The following is a 17597-nucleotide window of genomic DNA, read 5'->3' as shown; positions in this document are numbered from 1 at the left end:
AGTATCCTTTAATAAACAGAAAATAATTCCAACCTATCTCAACCAGCGATAATCGAGGTATTCGCGCACGGGAAATGCTCCGTCTCAATAAGAGATAAGCCTATGAAATAGATATCTCATGGAACAATGGTATTCACATTCAGACGTCGCAATCTACTCATCAGATCAGCTGGAGTCACCATAGGGAAAAAATGATGTCTATCCAATATCGCCTATAGTTCCATGTTCTATCTCACAACCGAGTGTCGCACCGCTGCTACGGTCCGTCGTCGCTGAGGTCTAGCAGTTTCCGTACTGTGTCTTCTGATCTCTTGTAGACTCTTCAATCGGTATTCTTAAAGTCCGTGTAGTACGGGAAACGCCCTCGTAGAACGCGGCAGTTAGAGTCAACTCAACGATTTCCTGCGCGTCGAAGTTTTGCGACAACGCTTCATACGTTGCATCGTCGACGCCGTCAAAACGTGCCATGGCGTCGGCGTAGGCCAAGACACTTCTTTGCTTGGCGTCGAAAAGAGAAGATGTCTTCCATTGTTCAATTTCACCAAGTTGTGTTTTTGATATGCCGCAGCTTAATGCCATGGGCCCATGTTGAGCGAGTTCGTAGTCACCATGCGACAATTGAGCCGTGCGGAGGATGATCAACTCTCGGTAGATTCGGGGCACTTTTGCCGATGCTCGAAGTGCGTAGGCTAAGTCAACGTAAGCTTTGAATACCTTTGGCGAGTAGGCCAAGGTCTTGTGCATGTTAAGTGGCTCGGCCCCGCGCCGTCGAATGCCCTCAAAAATGGCGGCGACGATCGGGTCCGATGGTTGATCTGCAACCGGTGGCAGCCGCGCATTCTCGGTCCCGAATGAATCGGCCTGGGCCGCCCAGGTTAGTGCAACAAACAACGAAGCGTAAGCAAGTTTCCTCACAAAGTCTCTCCAGGTGGTGATTTCGACATAACCGATCATTGAATGCGAAGCCGGCGAGGTTGAAGGAATATCCAGTCGGAATCTAGCCCGACAACTGACTTGTCCGCACCTGAACGCTCAAGCTTCTGCATAATGCGAGGCAGCGCTGATTCAGATGAATACGCGCTCAAAACGATAACCAGTTCGTCACTCTAAGATATCGAATCAGATTAGACATGCTAAATCACGTTGATCTTTGCCATCCCACCCAACACCAGGAAAACGAAGAGCAGAAATGTCACGCAATACATGTCCGGCTCACTGCGCTTCGATGCAAGCGGCTACACGCTCAGGTGATCGCTCAGCACGCGTTCACTATTGCGCAGCGTCTCGCTCGTTCCGCTGAAACACACCTCGCCCTTTGACAACACATAGTGCATGTCTGCCAGATCCAGCGCAGCACTGAGATTCTGCTCGATCAGCAGAATGGCGATCCCCTCGGACTTCATCTTGTGCAGGATCTCGACGATCTCGTCGACGATCAGCGGTGCCAGCCCTTCCGACGGCTCATCCAGAACGATTACTGTCGGGTTGAGCATCAGTGCCCGCGCGATCGACACCAACTGCTGTTCCCCGCCCGAAAGCTGGAACCCGCGATTGCGCCGGCGCTCCTTCAGGCGCGGAAAGAGTTCATAGATGCGCGGGAGCGTCCATCGACTGTCGCGCCCCGGCCGCGCGGCGACGGTCAGGTTTTCCTCGACCGACAGGCTCGGAAAAACGCCGCGCTCCTGCGGCACGAATCCGAGCCCCATGCGCGAGATGCGATGCGAAGGCAAGCCGGCGATCGCCTTCCCCCCGTAAACGATGCTCCCGCTGCGTGGCTTCAGGTAGCCCATGACCGAGAGCACCGTCGTCGTCTTGCCCGCGCCGTTGCGCCCGAGCAGCGAGGTCACCGACCCGGGCTTCACCTGTAGCGAAACGCCGCGCAACACGTGGCTGTTCCCGTAGTATGTATGGATCTCGTTCACCTCGAGCATCAGTGTTTCCCTCCGAGATAGACTTCCCGCACGCGCGCATTGCCCTGTATCTCCTGCGGACTTCCGAAGGCGAGCACTTCGCCGTAATAAAGCACGGTAACGCGATCGGCCAGCGAGAACACGACTTTCATGTCGTGCTCGATCATCAGGACCGCCAGCGACGCAGGCAGCCCGCGCACAAGATCGATCATGCGATCGGTCTCGGCGGGCGACATGCCAGCAGTGGGCTCGTCCAGCAACAGTAGCTCGGGCTCGGCCGCGAGTGCGATCGCCACTTCGAGCTGGCGCTGTTCGCCATAGGAGAGGCTCGACACGCAGTGCTCGTATCCGCCCGACAAGCGAACCTGTTCCAGGATCTGGTCGGCGCGTTCCCACTGCGCGCGCCTTGACCCGACACTGCGCAGCGCTTGGTACCAGCCACCCTGTTTCGCCTGTACGGCGAGGCGCACGTTCTCGCGCACCGACAGCTTCGCAAACAGGTTATTCTTCTGAAACGTGCGACCCATGCCCATCTGGCAAAGCACATTCGGTGCCGTGCCCATAACGTCGCGTCCTTTGAAGAGAATGCGCCCGGACGTCGGCCTGATCTGGCCGGTCAGCTGATGAACAAGGCTCGTTTTCCCGGCCCCATTCGGGCCGATGATGATGTGCCGCTGGCCCGCCACAACTTCGAGATCGACATCCTTTGTCACCACAAGATTGCCGTAGGCCTTATAAAGCTTTTCGGTTCTAAGCAACGTCATCTCCTGGCCTCCGCTGTTGGCGCTGACCGGGCCCGGGCGATACGCGAACGTATCGTTCGATTGCCGAGTCGCCCGGCTATGTAGCCCCAGACGCCTTCTCTAAGGAACATCACACACACGATGAAGATAGCACCGACCCATAGTGCCCAATACTCGTTGTGGGAACTGATGACTGTTTTCAGCAGCAGAAAGATTCCCGCGCCCACCGCCGGTCCAATCACCGTGCCGCTGCCGCCGAGTACGACCATGATCATCGCGTCGCCGGACTGCTGCCAGTGCAGGATATCGCTCGATACGTATGCGTTGAAGAGCGCGTAGAGCGCCCCCCCCACGCCCGCCAGCCCTCCGGCGATCGTGAACGCGAGCAGCTTAAAGCGCTGCACCGGATAGCCGATGGCGCGCATGCGCTGCTCGTTGTCGCGGATGCCAATGAAGATAGACCCCAGCGGCGAACGCACCAGGCAGTTCAGAAATACGAGTACCAGCAGGAAGCCGACCGCGACTACTGCGTAGCGCGCCCCCGCGCTTTGCGCGAGACTTACGCCGAACAGTTCGGGGGGTACGAATCCCGTGAGGCCGTCCGTACCCCCGCTCACGCTGCGCCACTTCAGCGCGCCCGCGAACAGTAGCTGCGAGAACGCCATCGTGAGCATCAAAAACGGAATCCCGGTGACCCTGATGCAGAACGCGCCGATGAGCGCCGCGAGCGCGGTGGAGACGACTATCGCCGCCAGCGCGCCCCACCATCCCGAGATGCCGAGATGCACGCCGAGTCCGATCACCGTATAGGTCGCCATGCCGAAGAAGGCGGCGTGCCCGAATGACATCAGCCCGGTGTAGCCAACGAGCAGGTTCAGGCTCATCGCAAAGATCCCGAAAATCAGGATTTCCGCCACGATACCCGACACGTAGTCGCTCGTGAAGGCGCCTGCGGCGAGCAGCACGCACAGCAGCGCAATCATGAGCATTTGATTTCGGTGGTACATGGTCACCCCTTCGCGACGCCGAACAACCCTTGCGGACGGGTCAGCAGGATCAACACCATCAACAAGTACACCAGAAAGAGCGCGTAATCCGGGAAATACGCCTTGCCGAACGTGTCGATGAAGGCGACGAGCAACGCACCCACCAGCGCGCCTCGAAGGCTGCCCATGCCGCCGACGACGATCACGATGAACGCGGGAATCAGGATTTCGATGTCCATGCCGAGATAGGTGCCGAGAATCGGGCTCGCGACGATGCCGCCGATTGCCGAAAGCGCAGCGCCGAGCGCAAAGATCGCGCCGAAGAGTAAGGGCACATTGATGCCAATGCCGGCGGCGGTGGGCGCATCGTCGACGCCGGCGCGAACCATCGCGCCGATACGGCTGCGCTCGAGAAACCACCACAGGGCGAAACCGACCAAGCCGCCAAACACCACGACGAAGAGGCGATACAGCGGCAGGATCGCGCCACCGATATGCAGGCTCCCGTCGAAGAGCGCCGGCGGGGCGACGTTGCGAATATCCGTGCCCCACAGGAATCGGCAGGCGTCGCCGAAAACGAAGATGAAACCGAACGTCAGCAGCACCTGGTTCAGGTGGCCGCTACTGTACATCGGCCGGATGAAGACGCGCTCCATCAGCACCGCGAGCGCAGCAGCCGGCACCCATCCGACGCCCAGTGCAAGCCAGAAGTTGTCGGTCAGTTGAATGATCGACATGGCCGTGAACGCGCCGATCATGAAGAACGAGCCGTGTGCAAGGTTGACGAAGTTCATCAGGCCAAAAATCAGCGACAGCCCGGCGGACGTCACGAACAGCAGGGCGCCGAGCGCGAGGCTGTTAAGCAGCTGTGAGACGAAGAAATCCATAACGCCTTCTCGTACGTGATGAACACTTCGGCCGGCAGGACACCGGCCTCTTTACAAGACTTCAGATGGGACGCCGGGCCGGTTCGGGCACTTCGGAAATCGTGTGGATCACCTTGTTGGTAATGCGACCGCCAATCTCAGCGACTTCGCGGATATACACGTTGTGCGTCGGGCTTTGCGTTTCCGGCGTGAAGCGGAATGGTCCTCGCGGCGCGAGGAATTTGACCGCGCGCATCGCTTCGCGCAGCTTGTTCTTGTCGCTGGTGTCGCCGTCGACCGCTTCTATCGCCGTGTGCATGATGTGTGCTGCCACATAGCCATATTCGGCGTACACGCTCGGAAACTCCTTGTAGCGCGCCTGATAGTCGGTGACGAATTTCCTGTTGGCGGCGTTGTCGAGCGTATCGGCGTAGTGCAATGCGTTAATGCAGCCCAGGGCGGTGCGGCCCTGGGCCGGCAAGGTATCTCCCTCGAGCATGAAGCCCGACCCGGTTAGCCGGCAGTTCTTGCTCAAGCCGTATTCGTCATATTGCTTCACGAACCGCACCGCATCCGTGCCGGCGTAGAAGCCAAAGGTGGCCTTCGCGTCGGTACTGCGAATATCCGCGAGGTATGGGCTGAAGTCGTTATTGCCAAGCGGCGGATAGATCTCTTTAATCACCGTGCCGCCGCGCTTCACGAATCCCGACTTGAATTCGATTATCGCGTTGCGGCCGCCGGCGAAGTCCGATGCGCTCAGCACCGCCTGCTTCGAGAGGTTGGCGTAAAGCCATTCGCCCATCGACGACAACGTCGTATAAGACGAAGTGGAGCAGCGGAACAGATACGGCAGACCGGTGTACGACAAATCGGTGATGCCCGCGCCTGAGCACAGAACGAACGCCTGACTCTGGCGCATGTACTGAACGGCGGCCATCGCGACGTTGCTGCCCTGGATGCCGGTGACGATATCGCACGAATCGGACTCGATCAGCTTCTTCATCTTCTGGAGGCCGACCTGCGGGTTGAGTTCGTCGTCTTCCCTGATGATCTCGATCTTGCGCCCGGCAATCGTATTACCGATCTGTTCGAAGTAGAGATTCATGCCGTTCAGATTGGCATTCCCCAGTGCCGCATATACCTTCGAATAGGTGTTGAGCGCACCGATCTTAAGCAGCGCCGTCGATTTCGCGAGCACCGCGGGCGCGATACCGCCGAACAGCGCTGTGACACCCAAGGCCCCCGCGCCTTTGACGAAATTGCGTCGCGATGCCACCACGACCTTCGTATCTGTTTCGTTATACATGTCACCTCCTTTTATGATGGATCGCTTACCGCTGCCCAGCTCAGATCCTCATCATCTTGCGATAGTGCTTGTAGAAGGCACGGATCAGGACTTCGGTCACCATGTGGTCCTGCTTCTCGACATCGCGCCCGCCCATCTCGACCACCGCGTTGCGGTGCCCGTAGTGATGCGCGCCCAACTGCGATTCCGACAACACTTCTCCGTCTTCCATCGCGACGAACCCGGCGGGGCCGTAAAGGTTCGCGTGACGCACGCGAAGACGCGTCATCTCGTCGTCGTCGTCCTCATAGCCGAAGAAGGTCCACGCGAGCTCGAACGAGCCGGTGCCCTTGGGGATGACGTGCCGCATGCCGAACGTGTTCGCCTGCTGGTGAATCACGACACTCGGGAAGTGCGTGATCGCAACGACCTTGCCGTCTTCGAACTCGGTGCGTGGCGTGACCGTATCGAGGTCATGAAGCTCCAGCGCCTCCTTGAAGCGCGCGATCTCCGCTGCGGCGTCGGTCTTCTTCCTGCCGACGTTACGCGACACCATCACACTATGGCCTGAGTCGCCGGGGATCGATTCGGACTGCGTGTCCGCGCGCCACAAGCCGAACGTGATGAGGAACGAGTGCAGCAGCGTCGCGTGATACGGATCTTTCAGGTTCTCGAAGTAAAGCTTCCAGTTGCCCGGAATGAGCTGGCGGTTGTAGCCTAGGAGCTTCAGCTTCTTGCCGGGGAACTGGCGGCGAATGTTGACGATCACGTCCTCGCCGCAATACTCGGCGAACGGCAGCGGATTCTCCGAGAAGCTGGCCCAGATGGACCCGCCTTCCACATGCACGGAGAGCGGGCGCAAGCCATGCTGGCTGTTGTCGAAGTCGGACGGCATGCCGCCTTTCTTCAGCACGCCGCGCTTGAGCGGCACGCCCTGCAGCTTGCCGTCGAGTGCGTAGTTCCATTGATGGTACGGGCAGGTGAACGACTCCTCCTTGCCCTTGTTCTTCCAGCACACGCGCGCGCCGCGATGGGCGCAACGGTTTTCCCATACGTGGATCGCGTCGTTCTCTCCGCGCACCACCACCACCTGCCGTTCACCGATCCAACTGCGCTTGTACGACCCCCGCTCCGGAATCTCGCATTCAAGCGCGACGTAGTTCCAGCTCGGGCCGTAGAAAAACGTTTCGAGTTCGTGCTGGTAAAGGTCTTCGTCGGTGTAGACCCAGAACGGCACACGGGTCCAGCCTTCCTCGGGCCAGTGGCGATTGGCGATCGGCGCTGCCGCCACGGCGGCCATTGTGTGTTCCATGTTTGTCTCCTGAATCGCGTTATACCGGCACGATCAGCGAGCGCCTGACGTGGTGATTGTCGTAGACGGCCAAGCGCTGTTTGAACTTCAGACCATCGCCCGCGCGCACCAGCACATCGATGTACTGGCCGACGAGAAAGACCGTCGGATCGGCGTCGGACATCGCTTCGGTCACGAAGAAATTCGAGCGCACGTGAATATCGCCCTCGCTGATGGCGGTGATGCGGATACCGCTGATGAAGTGCCGCCAGATGCGCGGCACATATACCTGCGTTTCGCGCAGCGCGATCACACGGTCGCGCACCATATTGACGCCGTCGCAATAGATGGCCGCCTGTGGTAGCCCTTCCGCATAGTTCTCGCGCGAGACCACCTGGTACATGCAGTCGTCTATAAAGTACGAAGGGAAGCGTTCCACCTCGTCCTGATCGAGCAGGTCCGCGACTTCGTCAAAGAGGTTTCTCACCTCGTGTGCGAGCGCGACGAACTCGCTGTTGCGCGTCACGCTCGTAACCAATGGGGCAATTCGGTCTTTCATGCGCCGTTACTCCGCGATGGCCGACAGGTTCGTCTGAACGCCGAGATCGGTACCGAGCTTGAGGATCGGTGACTTCAGCGTTTCCTGCCACAAGAGCGACTCGTTGGCGATGTGCAACGGATGATCCTGAATGGTGAGCGCCATGAAGCCCTGCTCGCGCGACGCATGGTTGTGCACCGACCAGCCGGGCGCGGAGAAATGCAGGTCGCCTTCCGCCCACTCGATCTTCTCGCCGTTGACAACGCTCTTGCCGTGACCCCACATGATGTAGTTGATCGCGGCAGAAGTATGGCGGTGCGGTTTGTCGACCTTGCCGGGCGGAAGCTTCGCGATGGTCGCGAAGAAGCTCGGCGACGTGCCGATGCGCCGTTCGGTCGCCGGGTTGTAGAGGACGTAGAGATGCCGGCCGGTGTAGGCGAGATCCATGCCGTAGACGTTCTCCAGATGCGGTGCGATGTCCTTCCAAGGCCAGTGCAACGCCTTGGAGTCGATCGTATCGATATCGACCAGCCATTCGTAGCCGAGCATCTGCGCGCCGTCGGAGCCGATCGGGATCGGCGTAGACGCATCGCGCGCGCGGCGCTGCTGCGCGGCCATCTCGCGCGATTCGTCATTTTGCGCGGCGATCTGCGGCTTGTCGTTCACGTAGTGCACTTCCAGACGTTCGAGCAGCGGCGCGTTGCTGTAGGACAGGCGCACGAAGAGATCGTTGCCGTTGTTCTCAACGGTCTGCATCTGCATCGACGGTGTGTTCCAGACGTCGAATTTCTCGACGTGGAAAGTCTTCCCGGCGGTCGTGACCACACCGGATCCGCCGATGCACATGTCGACGCAGCTTGAATTGCGCAGCACCGCCGCACTCTTTTCACCGGGCTTGAGCACGATGATGTGCACGTCGATACCGGGCGCGTAGGCCGGCACCGGACCCGTGTTCATCGGATGATTCACTGCCGCTGCCCGGCGGCCGTCCGCGGGGCGATCGATGCTCGCAAGGCGCTCAATTTGCGCCTCGATCGCGGGTTTGCGCAGCACGACGGTAGGCCAGACGAACTGCTCGCGCGCCGGCGCGCCGCTCACGTCAACCAGGGTGATTTCGCTGTTCATCCATGTCTCCTTTCTGCTTTTTGCCGGGCTCGCGGCCCCTCGTCAGCTAACTATTCCAGCGGATGGCAGCCTTGTTCGTCAGCGGGAAGGGCATGCCGCTGCCGCTTTGCACCGCCCGCTGATACGCTAGCGCCGCTACCGTCAGATCCGAAATGCCCATGCCCATCGACTTGAAGAGCGTGATGTCGCATTGGGGCGGCACCGTCTCGTTATCGGCGATGACACTGCCGAGCGGCCGCACGCGGTTCCAGTCTCCGGCACCCGCGCCACTGTCGAAATAGTCGATCAGCTCGCGCGACGTCTTGCGCGCATTGGGAACATCGTCGACTGCCATGAAACCGACGCGGGCAAACACGTCCTGTTCGAACTCCGCGCTGTTCGGCAGGATCGCGCCAACCGCGTTCAGGTGCGCGCCGCGGGCCAGCATGTGGGCCTTAAGAAACGGCTCGCGCGCGCGGGTCACGGTCGTGACGATCGGAGCGCCTTCCGTTGCTTCTTCTAGCGTGCTGGCTTCGAGGACCTCAACGCCGAACTGCTCAGCAAGCGTATTGCAAAACGCGCGGCGTTTCTCCGGTGTCGGACTCCAGATGCGAATGCGTTCGAGCGGGCGCACCAGATGGACCGCCGCAACCTGAGCAAGCGCCTGCCGTCCGGTACCGACTATCGCCATGTCGTTGGCGCCCTTGCGTGCGATCCATTTTGTGCCGAGTCCCGTGATCGCGGACGTGCGCAACTGGCCGAGGCAGTTCGCCTCGATCACCGCGAGCAGCTTCCCTTCGTTGGCATCGAAGAGGATGAACACGGCCTTCGCGCCGTTCGGCGTGTTGATCCAGTTCTTGTAGCCGCAAAAACCGGCCGTGACCATCGCGGAGCCGAGCGAATGCATCGACGATGCCTCGCCGAAGCTGCCGAGCGCCTTGGCGATATTGAATGCTGCACCCTGCCCGAGCTGCCGCACGCCGTCCTCCAGCGCGACAACCGTGTCCTTGAGACTGACGAGCGAGGTAATTTCCTCCTCGCTCAACCAGATAGCCGATTCGCTCATCGTCACTCCTGCTGTTCTAGAAACCGTTTCTGACCGGATTGCGAAGCTCGCCCAGTCCGCTGATCGCCACTTCGAAGACATCGCCCTCGCGCAGATAGCGCTGCGGTTTACGCGACATGCCGACGCCCGCCGGCGTGCCGGTGGCGATCACGTCGCCCGGCAGCAGTTCGGTAAAGGTCGACAGGTACGCGATGATCTGCGGGATTGAAAAGATCATGTTGGCGCCGCTGTCGTGCTGCACCGTCTCGCCGTTCAGCCGTCCTGCCACCGTCATCTCTTCCGGCACCGGCGCTTCGTCCGGCGTCACGAGCCAGGGGCCGAACGCTCCGGTACCGACGAAGTTCTTCCCCGGCGTCGCCTGGTTCGAATGACGCTGCCAGTCGCGGATCGAGTTCTCGGCCATGCATGAATAACCCGCGACGACCTGCATCGCCTCTGCTTCGCTCACGCGGCGGGCACGGCGCCCGATGATCACGGCGATCTCCGCCTCGTAGTCGAACTGCTCGGACTCGGCAGGAAGCAGCACGGGCTCTTCATGGCCGACGAACGACGAACTGAACCGCACGAACACCGAAGGCCTCGTCGGCACAGGGAGATTCGCCTCCTTCGCATGCAGGAGATAGTTCAGGCCGACGCACAGGATCTTGTGAGGTTCGGTGATGGGAGGAAGCAGCTTCACGTTCGACAGCGAAATGCCTTCCGCCGGGCCCTTCTTAGCGAGACGGCGCGAGATTCCGTCAATACCTTCGGTGGTCAGCGCCTCGCGAAGAGTCCTTACGGCGGGCGTGGCGAGGTCGACGATCGATTCTCCGACTACCGCGCCGTACGATGGCTCGGGCGTAGCTGCCGTATGGTCCCAATAACTGACGAGCTTCATGTCTTGTCTCCACGTCTGTCGCGGCCTGTGGGGTCCGCTCTTGTATGGATTGCAGTGTGCGCTGGAAGTTGGAGCCGGACAACGCCGCAGCGGGAACAGCATCTGTTCCCGTCGAGATCAGCTCGATAAACCGATTCTCACGTACACGCGTTCGCCTTCCCTCCTCACCGCGTAGGTGCGGATGTCGGCGGTCAGCGGGGCGCACAGTGCGCGTCCGTCGCGCACGTCAAATCGCCCCTGATGCAGGGGGCATTCGATCTCATGACCTTCGAGGAAGCCGTCGCAAAGACGCGCGCTACCGTGGGTACACAGATTGTCGGTCGCATAGACCTCACCGTCCACGCGATACAGCGCGATTTCATATCCATCGACGGGCATTGCGAGCGGGATCTCGTCAGAGATATCGTCGGCGTTGCACACATCCACCCAGTGCTCGTTCACAGGCTTGTCTCCATTTCTATATGCGTTGGTAGCGGCGAAGTCTCGGCGCGCCATGAGATCAATCGTGCAATAGCTTGCCGACACGGACAAGACACCTTGCGGAACAATAGCTGTTCCGTTGCGGATGAAGGACATGAGCGCGCCGAGGCAAACGACGGCCGCACACGTGCGTTATGCGCGGCGCAGACATTGGCGAAGGAAGTTTGGTGAGGATGAAGCAGATGGCGGACGCAGTGCCCCGCCATCGCGGGCGCTTCGTGTCGTGCTATTGCATGTCCGCGAAACAGGTACGCAGGAATTCGATGGCCGTCTGCAACTTCGCCGACGTGCCGCTGCGCTGCACCAGCACCGCGTACACGGCGCGGTTGTCCGGAACGTAGCCGCCCAGCACCTCGACGAGCGTGCCCGCGCTCAGGTCGGGCTCGACGAGCCAGCGCGGCGCCATCATGATTCCCATGCCGGCGAGGCACACCATACGCACGGTCTGACCGCTGTCGGTGGCGAAATTGCCCTTCACGTGAACGTGCCCGATCTCGCCGTCGTGCTGCACCTGCCAGCGCGTGCTGAAGGTATAGCCGCGCGTGATCAGGCAGTTGTGGTCCATCAGGTCTTCGGGCACGACCGGCATGCCGTGCGTCTGAAGATACGCTGGAGCGGCACAGAATACGCGGCTGTATGGCGCGAGCCGGATCGCCATCAGGCCGGGATCGAGGACATCGGCGATGCGCACCGCTATGTCGATGCCGGCCTTGTAGAGATCAAGCTTCTCCATCGAGAAGTTGAGGTCGATCGATAGGAGCGGGTTCTGCTGCATGAAGCCGGCAAGGCGCGGCGCGATGATGGCCTGCCCGAGCATCGAAGGCGCGGTGAGGCGCAGATGACCCGTCGCCTGGTCCTGCATGCAGGACATTTCTTCCGCTGCCTGATCGAGTTCCTGCAACGCGCGCATCGCGTGGTCGTAGAGCAGTTGCCCGACTTCCGTCACGACGAGCCGCCGCGTATTGCGGTTGACCAGGCGCTGTCCAATCTTGCTTTCGAGTGCGGCGATGCGCTTGCTGACCATTGCGGGATTCGCGCCCATGCGCCGCGCGACTTCGGAAAAATTGCCGATTTCGACGGTGCGCACGAAGATGCGCAACGTGGTGAGATCCTCGAACCCTCCTGAGATATGCGCCCGCGATTCCATGAACTGCGTCATCACGCTACCCATTGCCCCTCCGGCTCTTCGCCCCCTGCCCGTACACGATCTTCTGGCGCCCCATGAAGTCCTGTCGGGTCAGCGAGAGCTTGCGCAGCCTCTCCACGGGATCTCAGGCATACTCGGGGCCAGATAACCGACCGCTGCTTTACTTGCGAATTGTCGTCGATCGATCGTCCGATGAGAACTCGGGTTATCCATTGTGACCGTATGGCTTCGGCGCAAACGTGGCTGGGTAATCAGTAGACGCACGGGCCGTCAGGCTTCGGTGCGACCGGTACGCGCTCGCCCCTGAAGCGGCGCGCGAGCGCCTCGGCGCTGCGCGCGAGCAGCGTCGTATCGACACCGACCGCCGTAAAGGTCGTCCCTAGTTCGATGTAGCGTCGCGCGAGCGCCTCGTCACCGATCAGAATACCCGCCGCCTTTGACGACTGGCAGATGCAGGCGATCGCGTCTTCCACCGCGCGCTGCACATCCGGATGGCCCGGATTTCCCAGATGCCCCAGATCGGCGGCGAGATCCGACGGTCCGATGAACACGCCGTCCACGCCATCGACAGCGCAGATCGCGTCCAGTTCGGCGAGCGCCGCGCGCGTTTCGACCTGCACCAGCACGCAGAGCTGCGCGCCCGCGTGCTCGATATAGCCGGGTGTGCGATTCCATTGCGACGCTCGCGCGAGCGCCGAGCCGACGCCCCGGATGCCCTGCGGCGGATAGCGCGTGGCCGCCACGGCGGCGGCGGCCTGCTCGGCGTTCTGCACCATCGGCACGAGCAGGTTGCGTGCGCCGAGGTCGAGCAGCCGCTTGATCTCGACCGGGTCGTTCCAGGAAGCGCGCACGACCGGCTGCACCGCGTACGCCGCCACAGCCTGCAGCTGCGCGAGGATGGAATCGAGCGTATTGGGCGCGTGCTCACCGTCGATTAGTAGCCAGTCGAAACCGGCTCCGGCGAGCATCTCGGCCGTGTACGCGTTCGGAATGCCAAGCCACAGGCCGACCTGCGACTGACGTTGCGCCAGTGCGCGTTTGAAGAGGTTCTCTTTCATGGCATCACCCGAAATGACAGGAAACCGGGCCGAGGGCACCGTAGTCGACGGACAGCGTATCGCCCTTCTTCGCGAACACCGGGCGCGTGAATGAGCCGCTCAGGATCACCTGGTCCTTCTCCAGCGCGACGCCGTGGGCGGCCAGCTTGTTCGCCAGCCACACGACGCCGTTCGCCGGATGATTCAGCACGCCGGCGGCCACGCCCGTTTCCTCGATGACCGAGTTCTGCGACAGGATGGCGCTAACCCAGCGCAGATCGACGTCGCCGGCTCGCACCGGCCGTCCGCCCATCACGACGCCCGCGTTGGCGGCGTTGTCGGCGATCGTGTCGAACACCTTGCGCGTACGCTTCGTTTCCGGATCGACCATCTGCGAGCGCGAGTCGATGATCTCCAGCGCGGGCGTGACGTAGCGCACCGCGTCGAGCACATCGAAGAGCGTCACGTGCGGCCCCCCCAGCCGGCGATCCATGATGAACGCCAGTTCTACCTCCACGCGCGGCGCGATGAAGCGGTCGGTCGGGATGGTGGCGCCGTCGTCGAAGAACATGTCCGCGAGCAATGCGCCGTAGTCGGGCTCGTTGATGCCGACCGCCATCTGCATCGCGCGTGAGGTCAGGCCGATCTTGTGGCCGCGCAGCGGGTTGCCTTCGGCGATCTTCATCCTGACCCATTCGCGCTGGATCGCGTACGCGTCGGCAATGGTGATGTCGGGATAACGCAGCGAAATCTGCCTGATCGGCGTGCGCGTCTTTTCTGCATCGAAGAATCCGCGCGCAAGCGAGTGAATGACGGACGAATCTAGCATGGGGTTTACCGTGGCTCTATGGTTGATCGCGCGACGCTTACGCGGCCGGCAGGAACAGATGGCTCCTCTTGCACCCGATGCGCCACTGCCCGTCTTCGAGCACGAGGTCGTCGGTGCAGTCGCGCACGCCGAGCATTTGCGGCGCGCTCGTGGCACCATCGGCGGTGGTCACGGTTTCGAAGGCCGTCATGTAGTAGCGCAGGCGCGCGGTCGTTTCTGTCGCCTGCTCGAGCCACAGGTTCGTGACGAGGTGACCGGTCTGCCGCATGGGGTCGCGCTTTTCCAGCGCGGCGAGGACGGCATCCGGCCCGACGATCTCCATTCCCTGCCGGTGCCACGTGCCGCTTCGCGCCATCAGCCGCGCGGTGCTCTGGTGGTCGCGCCGGTCGAGGCCCCCGAAGAACCGGTAGACCACGTTCGACAGAGCATGGACGTCATGAGATGGCATTGTGTGTCTCCTTCCTAGTTGATCGTTATGAACGGTGCTGGCTCGTCCGGTTGAGCGAGTGTGGCTAGGCGACGGCCTGCGCGAGCGGCACGCTGGCGTCGGACAGACGCGCGGCGTCGACACGCGTGCCTTCGGCGACGAACTTGCGCAGTTGCCGGAAATCGCGCGGCAGGTTCGTGCAGATCGCGAATGCAATCTGGCCGTTTGCGCTCACTTCGACGGCCACAAGCCTGGGAGTGTCCGCACCACGAACCACGACGTTCGTTCCCGACGTGCTCGTCCCGACAATATGGACCAGCGCGTCATACTGCTGAGACCAAAAGAACGGCACGGGCCGGTAATCGACATCTTGACCCAGCACGGCGCGGGCTGCCGCCACAGCCTGGTCCTGAGCGTTCTGCCAAGACTCCAGGCGCAGCAGCGTTTCATCTGACCCCGGCATCGCGGTCACGTCGCCGGCCGCAAAAATCCTCGGATCGGACGTACGGCACTGGCGGTCGACCAGAATTCCGCGCTCGCATGCGAGTCCGGCGTTCCGCGCGAGCGCATCGTTCGGCATGAGTCCGATGCCCACTACGACAAGATCGACCTCCTGCGTGGTCCCGTTGGTAAGCGCCGCGCGGCAACCTGTTGCGGTCGCCTCATCGAGCGCAACGACGCTCTCACCCAGACGCAGTTCCACACCGTGCGAGCGGTGAAGCCGCGCCAGAAACGACGACAGCAGCGATGACCCGGTGCGGGCGCACAGTTGCGGCGCCGCTTCGACCAGCGTCACACTGCAGCCGGCCGCACGGGCCGCCGCGGCCACCTCCAGACCTATCCAGCCGCCGCCCATGACCAACAACCGCACACCGTCTTTCAACGCCGCGCGCAGACGGGCGGCGTCCTCGATAGTGCGTAACGTATGCACGCAGCCCGCATTGATGCCCGAGATGGCCGGAAGCCGGGCGCGCCCTCCGGTACAAAGAATCAGCTTGTCATAGCCGATCGATTCGCCTGCGGCGAGCCGCACCTGGCGTGCGACGCGATCGATGCTGCTGCACACGCTCGAGCGTTTCCATTCGATGTCGAGCGTTGCGAACTCGGTCGGACCCATCAGGTATCGCATTGACGGGGGCGTCTGCTGCAATTGCTCTTTCGACAAAGGTGGCCGCTCATAGGGCGGCGACGCTTCGTCGCCCACCAGCAAGATGCGGCCAGAAAACCCTTCGGAGCGCAGGGTGCGCGCTGCCCACGCGCCCGCTTGTCCTGCGCCTATGACGATCACGGTTTTGAGGCTCATAAGAAAGGACCCTTCCGATTGGCAAAGTCGTGTCCGTATGGCCATTCCGCAGGCAGCTGCGGGCTGCTGCCCTCCGGTCGCACTCGCGTGGACCTACGTCGTGAGAAAGCCAAAGCCCGGCCGGAGCGGCAGGCAAACGGACCGGGGCAGTGCTGCTTGCACTGCCGTCGTACTCGACACATGGCGACGTCTCCGTGGATTGTTATGGTCTGGCGAGCAATGCAACGGTGCCTCGATAAATGATCCGACATCTGTTCGATTACCGCGACAAGCGACCGAACGCCGAGCTGCCTACGTCTCGACAAGTTTGGCCGTCGCCTCATCCGCCAACAAGTTGCTGACTGGAACAGCATTTGTTCCGATGAGGAACAGAAACGAAGGGCCGACTAATGGATGTCACGTTGCTGGCATGTTGATGGGATTTCGGCAGAATTCGCGCATGAAACGAACCGCCCTGCAATACAACACACCTGCCACCGATGCCATTTCTTACGCCACCGATTTTCGCCCAACGTTATCGGCTATGCGGTGTGGCCGTATTACGGTTTTCCGCTGAGCCTGCGCATGCTCGAGGAGTTGCTGGCTGTGCGCAGCGTTGAACTCACGTACGAAACGGTGTGACGCTGGTCGGTGAAGTTCGGGCTGGGCATATCATAACCATCGACAAAAGTGGTGCCAATCTGGCCAGGTTGCATGCCGTGAACGCCGGGCGTGAGACGCCCATCAAGATCCGCCAGATCAAGTATCTCGACGATATCGTGGAACAAGACCACCGGGCGATCAAGCGGCGTGCCCGACCCATGTTGGGATTCAAGACATTTCGCTGCGCCCGGATCCTGCTGGGTGGAATCGAGCTCATGCATATAATCGCGAAAGGCCAGATGATCAATGGCGCTGTACCGAAGCGCTCCGTTGCCGAGTAATTCCATTTGCTTGCAATATAAGTTATCCTATCTATATCGCATGCTTCCTTCCAAACTTCCTTACCGTGATAGAACCACCCGGCTTACTGCGCGCTGGTCTTGAGCGAAATCATGCCGATTCCAGAGGCCTCGCAAGAACGAGCAACTGCTGAAGATCGTGCAACGCCCGTGGCACGGAGCGTCGTACACCGGGCCGTCTATCACCGTCTGCTGGATGCAGTAATGCAGTGCTGCGACCAAAAGATCAAGAACCTTAAGGACGACGCTACGGTACCCGCAGACGCGATATTGGCTACGGTCCATGGTCGTTGCAGCCTTGAGGTGGCCGGATATCACGATTCAGCCAGCGCAGCAAGAGATCGCTTCTTCTTTACTTTCGAAGCACTGCTACGTGGAGTACTCACTGAAACGGGGCGCAGAAAGATGTTTAGCCTGCGTGCGCACGCGAATAAGCATCAACAGGACCACGTTGCGAGTTGACTCATTGCCCATCCTGATTTGATTGGCGGCGATGATACGGTTGGTATCAATTTCACCACGATTTCATCACTTTAGAGGATTGACGCTGAATGGCCGGCCAAATCGCGGTGCCGCCGCTTGCCTGCACCGCGCTTGACCGCTACTGGTGGAACGCGACGAGACTGCTGGTCACGCCGACACGGTGGCATCCCGACACGCCGCTCGTCGGCAGCCTCGGGGAGGACAGCACGGCAGGCATCCGCGGTGTCCGGCTAGGGACACAACGCGGCGATACTCTGCGAAAGTGGCCAAAGTCATCGACGCGG

Annotated in this window: 18 protein-coding genes and 1 pseudogene; 2 read left to right on the top strand and 17 right to left on the bottom strand. The window is 61.1% G+C overall.

The window, feature by feature from the left end:
- Window positions 1-279 precede the first annotated feature (279 nt).
- The 17 genes from HV744_RS32645 to HV744_RS32565 all read right to left on the bottom strand — a co-directional run bounded on the left by HV744_RS32645 (window position 280) and on the right by HV744_RS32565 (window position 15889).
- The gene (locus HV744_RS32645) at window positions 280-954 is read right to left on the bottom strand and encodes a carboxymuconolactone decarboxylase family protein (protein WP_175153437.1); all 675 of its coding nucleotides are present in this window, start codon (window positions 952-954) and stop codon (window positions 280-282) included.
- A gap of 281 nt (window positions 955-1235) precedes the next feature.
- Window positions 1236-1931, bottom strand: coding sequence for an ABC transporter ATP-binding protein (locus HV744_RS32640; protein WP_175153436.1), 696 nt, complete (start codon window positions 1929-1931; stop codon window positions 1236-1238).
- The gene (locus HV744_RS32635; protein WP_175153435.1) at window positions 1931-2674 is read right to left on the bottom strand and encodes an ABC transporter ATP-binding protein; all 744 of its coding nucleotides are present in this window, start codon (window positions 2672-2674) and stop codon (window positions 1931-1933) included. Before HV744_RS32635 ends, HV744_RS32640 begins: the two co-directional genes overlap by 1 nt.
- On the bottom strand, window positions 2671-3642 hold the full coding sequence (locus HV744_RS32630; protein ID WP_246279300.1) for a branched-chain amino acid ABC transporter permease: 972 nt from the start codon (window positions 3640-3642) through the stop codon (window positions 2671-2673). The genes HV744_RS32635 and HV744_RS32630 overlap by 4 nt, the downstream gene beginning before the upstream one ends.
- Before the next feature lie 20 nt (window positions 3643-3662).
- Entirely contained in the window at window positions 3663-4526 is an 864-nt protein-coding gene (locus HV744_RS32625) for a branched-chain amino acid ABC transporter permease (protein WP_175153433.1), read from the bottom strand.
- A 61-nt stretch (window positions 4527-4587) separates the two neighbouring features.
- Entirely contained in the window at window positions 4588-5811 is a 1224-nt protein-coding gene (locus HV744_RS32620) for an ABC transporter substrate-binding protein (protein WP_175153432.1), read from the bottom strand.
- Window positions 5812-5851: 40 nt separating this feature from the next.
- Window positions 5852-7102, bottom strand: coding sequence for an aromatic ring-hydroxylating dioxygenase subunit alpha (locus tag HV744_RS32615; RefSeq protein WP_175153431.1), 1251 nt, complete (start codon window positions 7100-7102; stop codon window positions 5852-5854).
- Window positions 7103-7121: 19 nt separating this feature from the next.
- Window positions 7122-7640 (bottom strand): aromatic-ring-hydroxylating dioxygenase subunit beta, encoded by a 519-nt coding sequence (locus HV744_RS32610; protein ID WP_175153430.1) that lies wholly within the window; start codon window positions 7638-7640, stop codon window positions 7122-7124.
- A gap of 6 nt (window positions 7641-7646) precedes the next feature.
- Entirely contained in the window at window positions 7647-8744 is a 1098-nt protein-coding gene (locus tag HV744_RS32605) for a cupin domain-containing protein (RefSeq protein ID WP_175153429.1), read from the bottom strand.
- A 46-nt stretch (window positions 8745-8790) separates the two neighbouring features.
- Window positions 8791-9789, bottom strand: coding sequence for an ornithine cyclodeaminase family protein (locus HV744_RS32600; protein ID WP_175153428.1), 999 nt, complete (start codon window positions 9787-9789; stop codon window positions 8791-8793).
- A 16-nt stretch (window positions 9790-9805) separates the two neighbouring features.
- The gene (locus tag HV744_RS32595) at window positions 9806-10666 is read right to left on the bottom strand and encodes a fumarylacetoacetate hydrolase family protein (protein WP_175153427.1); all 861 of its coding nucleotides are present in this window, start codon (window positions 10664-10666) and stop codon (window positions 9806-9808) included.
- 117 nt (window positions 10667-10783) lie between these two features.
- On the bottom strand, window positions 10784-11107 hold the full coding sequence (locus tag HV744_RS32590) for a non-heme iron oxygenase ferredoxin subunit (RefSeq protein WP_246279301.1): 324 nt from the start codon (window positions 11105-11107) through the stop codon (window positions 10784-10786).
- A 265-nt stretch (window positions 11108-11372) separates the two neighbouring features.
- Entirely contained in the window at window positions 11373-12317 is a 945-nt protein-coding gene (locus tag HV744_RS32585) for a LysR family transcriptional regulator (protein WP_175153426.1), read from the bottom strand.
- A 227-nt stretch (window positions 12318-12544) separates the two neighbouring features.
- On the bottom strand, window positions 12545-13351 hold the full coding sequence (gene hpaI, locus HV744_RS32580) for a 4-hydroxy-2-oxoheptanedioate aldolase (RefSeq protein ID WP_175153425.1): 807 nt from the start codon (window positions 13349-13351) through the stop codon (window positions 12545-12547).
- Between the two features lie 4 nt (window positions 13352-13355).
- Entirely contained in the window at window positions 13356-14159 is an 804-nt protein-coding gene (gene hpaH / locus HV744_RS32575; RefSeq protein WP_175153424.1) for a 2-oxo-hept-4-ene-1,7-dioate hydratase, read from the bottom strand.
- A 37-nt stretch (window positions 14160-14196) separates the two neighbouring features.
- Window positions 14197-14607 (bottom strand): nuclear transport factor 2 family protein, encoded by a 411-nt coding sequence (locus HV744_RS32570; protein WP_175153423.1) that lies wholly within the window; start codon window positions 14605-14607, stop codon window positions 14197-14199.
- A gap of 64 nt (window positions 14608-14671) precedes the next feature.
- On the bottom strand, window positions 14672-15889 hold the full coding sequence (locus tag HV744_RS32565) for an NAD(P)/FAD-dependent oxidoreductase (RefSeq protein ID WP_175153422.1): 1218 nt from the start codon (window positions 15887-15889) through the stop codon (window positions 14672-14674).
- 653 nt (window positions 15890-16542) lie between these two features.
- On the opposite strand from HV744_RS32565, the pseudogene HV744_RS37815 reads away from it, so the two are divergent.
- Window positions 16543-16812: pseudogene (locus HV744_RS37815) on the top strand (DDE-type integrase/transposase/recombinase); the annotation flags it as partial.
- 111 nt (window positions 16813-16923) lie between these two features.
- A complete protein-coding gene (locus HV744_RS36885; protein WP_217469184.1) occupies window positions 16924-17292 on the top strand; it encodes a hypothetical protein in 369 nt (122 codons plus the stop codon).
- Window positions 17293-17597 lie beyond the last annotated feature (305 nt).

Origin of the sequence: Paraburkholderia ultramafica (assembly GCF_902859915.1) — a bacterium.
In the GTDB taxonomy this organism is placed as follows: domain Bacteria; phylum Pseudomonadota; class Gammaproteobacteria; order Burkholderiales; family Burkholderiaceae; genus Paraburkholderia; species Paraburkholderia ultramafica.
The sequence above is the reverse complement of the archived record's forward strand: the minus strand, read 5'-3'. Positions and strand labels throughout refer to the sequence as shown.

Coding starts and splice junctions, on each gene's coding strand:
- HV744_RS32645 (WP_175153437.1), bottom strand. CDS start 954: ATGATCGGTTATGTCGAAATCACCACCTGGAGAGACTTTGTGAGGAAA.
- HV744_RS32640 (WP_175153436.1), bottom strand. CDS start 1,931: ATGCTCGAGGTGAACGAGATCCATACATACTACGGGAACAGCCACGTG.
- HV744_RS32635 (WP_175153435.1), bottom strand. CDS start 2,674: ATGACGTTGCTTAGAACCGAAAAGCTTTATAAGGCCTACGGCAATCTT.
- HV744_RS32630 (WP_246279300.1), bottom strand. CDS start 3,642: ATGCTCATGATTGCGCTGCTGTGCGTGCTGCTCGCCGCAGGCGCCTTC.
- HV744_RS32625 (WP_175153433.1), bottom strand. CDS start 4,526: ATGGATTTCTTCGTCTCACAGCTGCTTAACAGCCTCGCGCTCGGCGCC.
- HV744_RS32620 (WP_175153432.1), bottom strand. CDS start 5,811: ATGTATAACGAAACAGATACGAAGGTCGTGGTGGCATCGCGACGCAAT.
- HV744_RS32615 (WP_175153431.1), bottom strand. CDS start 7,102: ATGGAACACACAATGGCCGCCGTGGCGGCAGCGCCGATCGCCAATCGC.
- HV744_RS32610 (WP_175153430.1), bottom strand. CDS start 7,640: ATGAAAGACCGAATTGCCCCATTGGTTACGAGCGTGACGCGCAACAGC.
- HV744_RS32605 (WP_175153429.1), bottom strand. CDS start 8,744: ATGAACAGCGAAATCACCCTGGTTGACGTGAGCGGCGCGCCGGCGCGC.
- HV744_RS32600 (WP_175153428.1), bottom strand. CDS start 9,789: ATGAGCGAATCGGCTATCTGGTTGAGCGAGGAGGAAATTACCTCGCTC.
- HV744_RS32595 (WP_175153427.1), bottom strand. CDS start 10,666: ATGAAGCTCGTCAGTTATTGGGACCATACGGCAGCTACGCCCGAGCCA.
- HV744_RS32585 (WP_175153426.1), bottom strand. CDS start 12,317: ATGGGTAGCGTGATGACGCAGTTCATGGAATCGCGGGCGCATATCTCA.
- hpaI (WP_175153425.1), bottom strand. CDS start 13,351: ATGAAAGAGAACCTCTTCAAACGCGCACTGGCGCAACGTCAGTCGCAG.
- hpaH (WP_175153424.1), bottom strand. CDS start 14,159: ATGCTAGATTCGTCCGTCATTCACTCGCTTGCGCGCGGATTCTTCGAT.
- HV744_RS32570 (WP_175153423.1), bottom strand. CDS start 14,607: ATGCCATCTCATGACGTCCATGCTCTGTCGAACGTGGTCTACCGGTTC.
- HV744_RS32565 (WP_175153422.1), bottom strand. CDS start 15,889: ATGAGCCTCAAAACCGTGATCGTCATAGGCGCAGGACAAGCGGGCGCG.
- HV744_RS36885 (WP_217469184.1), top strand. CDS start 16,924: ATGCCGATTCCAGAGGCCTCGCAAGAACGAGCAACTGCTGAAGATCGT.